Genomic DNA, 3,289 nt, shown 5'->3' on the forward strand with positions numbered 1-3,289 from the left:
GCCTCGTGAAACCTTTACGACCTCACTTCCTTGGCTTCTCCAAGAAAACCGTTTTACTGGGTTTAAAGTTACTGATTTAATTACATATTTGAAGGTAGGACAAGTATCGTCAGTGTCATTTTTGGCTATTGATGACTACGCCGCTAATATTTCGATTGAAGACTTAACTCGCTATGAGCCCATTATTGCTTATCATATGAATGGCAATGAAATGAAGATAAGAAACAAGGGACCATTTTGGCTTATCTATAATTTAGGTAAATATCCAAAGCTACTAAATAATACGATCTATCATAACCAGATGGTTTGGCAATTAAAAAACTTAATAATTCTCGATAAATAATGAAAGTCACAACACACTGCACTTTACACCCATTACTATACCGCGCCAAGAGACTACTGATTGTTCTGTCTGCGTGCCTTATCGTCGCCAATTTATACATAATTTCAACTACCCGCTCCTTAGCTAATTCCTATACAGATCAACAAAACTACGCTACTTGGTACTTATTCCAACTCACTAAAGAGTATTCTGAACTAGTGGCTTCGGCTCCTTATTACTTAGATTCACAGGAGAAGAGATCGCACACTTGGCTGCAGTATGAGCTGATTTGGAGCCGTTTTGATTTAATTCTAACCAGCCATGAATCAGATAATTTTATGAGTCGAGTTGATTCTCAGCACTTTTTTAAGAACAACTTCGATGATTTCAAAATATTAGAAAGCTTATTGCTAGCCGTTAAAGATCAAAAGTCATTGGCTGTATTTGAAAAACATGCTCGCTTGATTTACGACCGGGTTATCGGCTATGTAAACCAAAACTTTCAACTGCAAAGCCCTATCTATCTCGAGCAAAAAGAAAAAGCAAATAGGCTGACACAGGTACAATTTCTGCTGATGTTCTTAATGCTGGGTTGCATTGGCTTAGTCAGCTATATTTTTCATAAAGAAGCGGTTGCTCAACGTACCTTAGCGTTAACTGACCCTTTAACTGGTCTTGCAAACCGCCTTGCTATGTTTGAAAAACTGCATCATATTTCTGTCAATAAACCCTTTTCTCTCTTTCTCCTCGACTTAAACGACTTTAAACCAATCAATGACCAAAATGGCCATAAAGCAGGAGACAGTGTGCTACAGCAAGTAGCCTTTCGCTTAACTCATTCAATTCCAACGTTCGATTATTCAGTATTTCGAATGGGAGGGGATGAGTTTGATCTGATCATCCATAGTATTGACACGATGGAACTGAGCATCATGCAACGCAATATTAAAGCGTGTTTTAAAGAGAAGTTCTTCGTGGATAATGGAGTGGGAGCAAAGCTCTCAACCAGTATAGGTGTTGCCTCTTTTCCTAAAGATTCGGCCAATATTAATCAATTAATACATATTGCGGATAAGAATATGTATGCCATGAAGTTCCTACAAAAAAGCCCCTCTGTATGAGCAAAGTTACCATCGCTTTATAGTTATAATGAGTTCGTCATTATTTCAGGTTAGTTGCTGCAATAAGTGACTAGCCGAAATCGCCATTGACATATCCCATGGTTCTACCATCTTTAGGATTGTTGAAAATGACTTGTGTATCATTGTGTTCAACCAATTCCCCCATTAAGAAAAACGCCGTGCGGTCAGAAATACGACCCGCTTGCTGCATTGAGTGCGTGACAATAACGAGGGTGTAATTCTTTTTCAGCTCTTCCATTAATTGTTCAATTTTATGCGTTGCAATCGGGTCAAGAGCGGATGATAACCATTTCTCTAGCAAATGGGATCTTAACCATCAGCTTCGCTTACAACACAAAATAAGCACGTACTTTAAAAAATTGCTGACTAACCACTTGTATTGCAACAAAGTCGGCATAAGATGAATGCCTTAGTTCAATGAAGGTTTGCTATGAACAATCAATTATCATTAAGAGCGTTAGAGCGCGGTGACTTACGCTTTATCCATGATCTCAATAACAACCGCAACATTATGTCTTACTGGTTTGAAGAGCCTTATGAGTCTTTTGATGAGTTGGAAGAGCTGTACAACAAGCACATTCACGATAACGCCGAGCGTCGGTTTGTGGTTGAGAATCGAGATAAAGCACTGATCGGGCTCGTTGAATTAATTGAAATTGATTATATTCACCGCAGCGGTGAGTTTCAGATCATCATCACGCCGGAGCACCAAGGAAAAGGGTTTGCACAAACCTTAATCAACAAAGCATTAGACTACTCTTTCACCATTTTGAACCTACACAAAATCTATCTGCATGTGTCGACGGAAAACGACAAAGCCATCCATTTGTATCAAAAAGCTGGCTTTGTTGAGGAAGGACACTTAGTTGAAGAATTCTTCATTAATGGCCAATATCGTGACGTAAAGCGCATGTACATTTTGCAAAACGCGTATCTTAATAAGCCCACCTAATACCATCGAAGCGAGCAAGGGCGTGGCTACACAAAAGCCACGCTGACTTATTAGCTTTGCGTTAACAGGCAATATCGAGCTTGTTGCCTGTCACACCATTCACGCGAAACCACCCAGCGATGCTGAAACGCTCAGCGTTGGTAGGTTGTACTTCATGCGGAAAACGTTCTGATAAAAAGACCAGTAAACGCCCCGCTATCGGCGCAACCGTCGCGAGATACTGATCTTGAACATCGTAAATAACCAACTCACCTGCATCAACACCACACCACTGATCGTTCATATAAAATACCGTCGTCAGTTTGCGGCTGGCATTGCCTGTAAAGGCGTCGAGGTGTTTTTGGTAGAATGCCCCTATTTCATATTTGGCAAAATGAGCTTCGTATTCAAATAGCCCAAGGAAAAAGTGGCGGTTAACCTCTTGGCGAATTTGCTCCATACGTTGCAAATAGTCTTGCACAGGCAGGCCCATGCTGTTTTCAATCCACTGGATTTTATCGTTGCGTATTTCAACCTCTAATTGCAAGGCATCGTGCCTGCCAATTCGCGCCACTTGTAACTGCGGTGGCGTACAAGCTCGTAGGTTTTTGGTTTGCTCTGGTGTTAAAAAGTCATCCCATATGTACCAACCTTGATCGGCAATTGCATCCATCAATTTATCTAACGACATTTTCACACTACATATAACAAAAGTGCTGTGGTTATATCGATAGCAAGCCATAACAACAAATCGGTGTTTCGATGCTTAAGACAAGGTGAATTTGTGGAGGTGGAGAAGTTGGCAAAAAAAGACTAGAAACAAACACCGTGGTTGTTGAACAACCTATGATTGAATACCCTCCTACATAACAAAGGGGCACTGACTCGTGCCCC

General features: G+C 40.7%; 4 protein-coding genes and 1 pseudogene. 3 read left to right on the forward strand and 2 right to left on the reverse strand.

The window, feature by feature from the left end:
* Positions 1-343, forward strand: a 343-nt coding sequence (locus VOR_RS0112170; RefSeq protein ID WP_010319978.1) for a putative pterin-binding protein, incomplete at its 5' end; no start/stop codon positions are given.
* Positions 343-1,443 carry a GGDEF domain-containing protein gene (locus tag VOR_RS0112175; protein WP_029627150.1) on the forward strand — a complete coding sequence of 367 codons (1,101 nt, stop codon included), beginning with the start codon at positions 343-345 and terminating at the stop codon, positions 1,441-1,443. The genes VOR_RS0112170 and VOR_RS0112175, both read left to right, overlap by 1 nt.
* 70 nt (positions 1,444-1,513) lie before the next feature.
* Here VOR_RS0112175 and VOR_RS0112180 read toward each other — a convergent pair.
* Positions 1,514-1,747, reverse strand: a pseudogene (locus VOR_RS0112180) (ATP-binding cassette domain-containing protein); the annotation flags it as partial.
* Between the two features lie 147 nt (positions 1,748-1,894).
* Here VOR_RS0112180 and speG point away from each other — a divergent pair.
* A complete protein-coding gene (speG, locus tag VOR_RS0112185; RefSeq protein ID WP_010319981.1) occupies positions 1,895-2,416 on the forward strand; it encodes a spermidine N1-acetyltransferase in 522 nt (173 codons plus the stop codon).
* A gap of 61 nt (positions 2,417-2,477) precedes the next feature.
* Here speG and VOR_RS0112190 read toward each other — a convergent pair whose 3' ends face one another.
* On the reverse strand, positions 2,478-3,086 hold the full coding sequence (locus VOR_RS0112190; protein WP_010319982.1) for a 2OG-Fe(II) oxygenase: 609 nt from the start codon (positions 3,084-3,086) through the stop codon (positions 2,478-2,480).
* Between the last annotated feature and the right edge of the window lie 203 nt (positions 3,087-3,289).

The organism is Vibrio ordalii ATCC 33509 (assembly GCA_000257205.1).
GTDB classification, from domain to species: Bacteria; Pseudomonadota; Gammaproteobacteria; order Enterobacterales; family Vibrionaceae; genus Vibrio; species Vibrio ordalii.

Coding starts and splice junctions, on each gene's coding strand:
- VOR_RS0112175 (WP_029627150.1), top strand. CDS start 343: ATGAAAGTCACAACACACTGCACTTTACACCCATTACTATACCGCGCC.
- VOR_RS0112190 (WP_010319982.1), bottom strand. CDS start 3,086: ATGTCGTTAGATAAATTGATGGATGCAATTGCCGATCAAGGTTGGTAC.
- speG (WP_010319981.1), top strand. CDS start 1,895: ATGAACAATCAATTATCATTAAGAGCGTTAGAGCGCGGTGACTTACGC.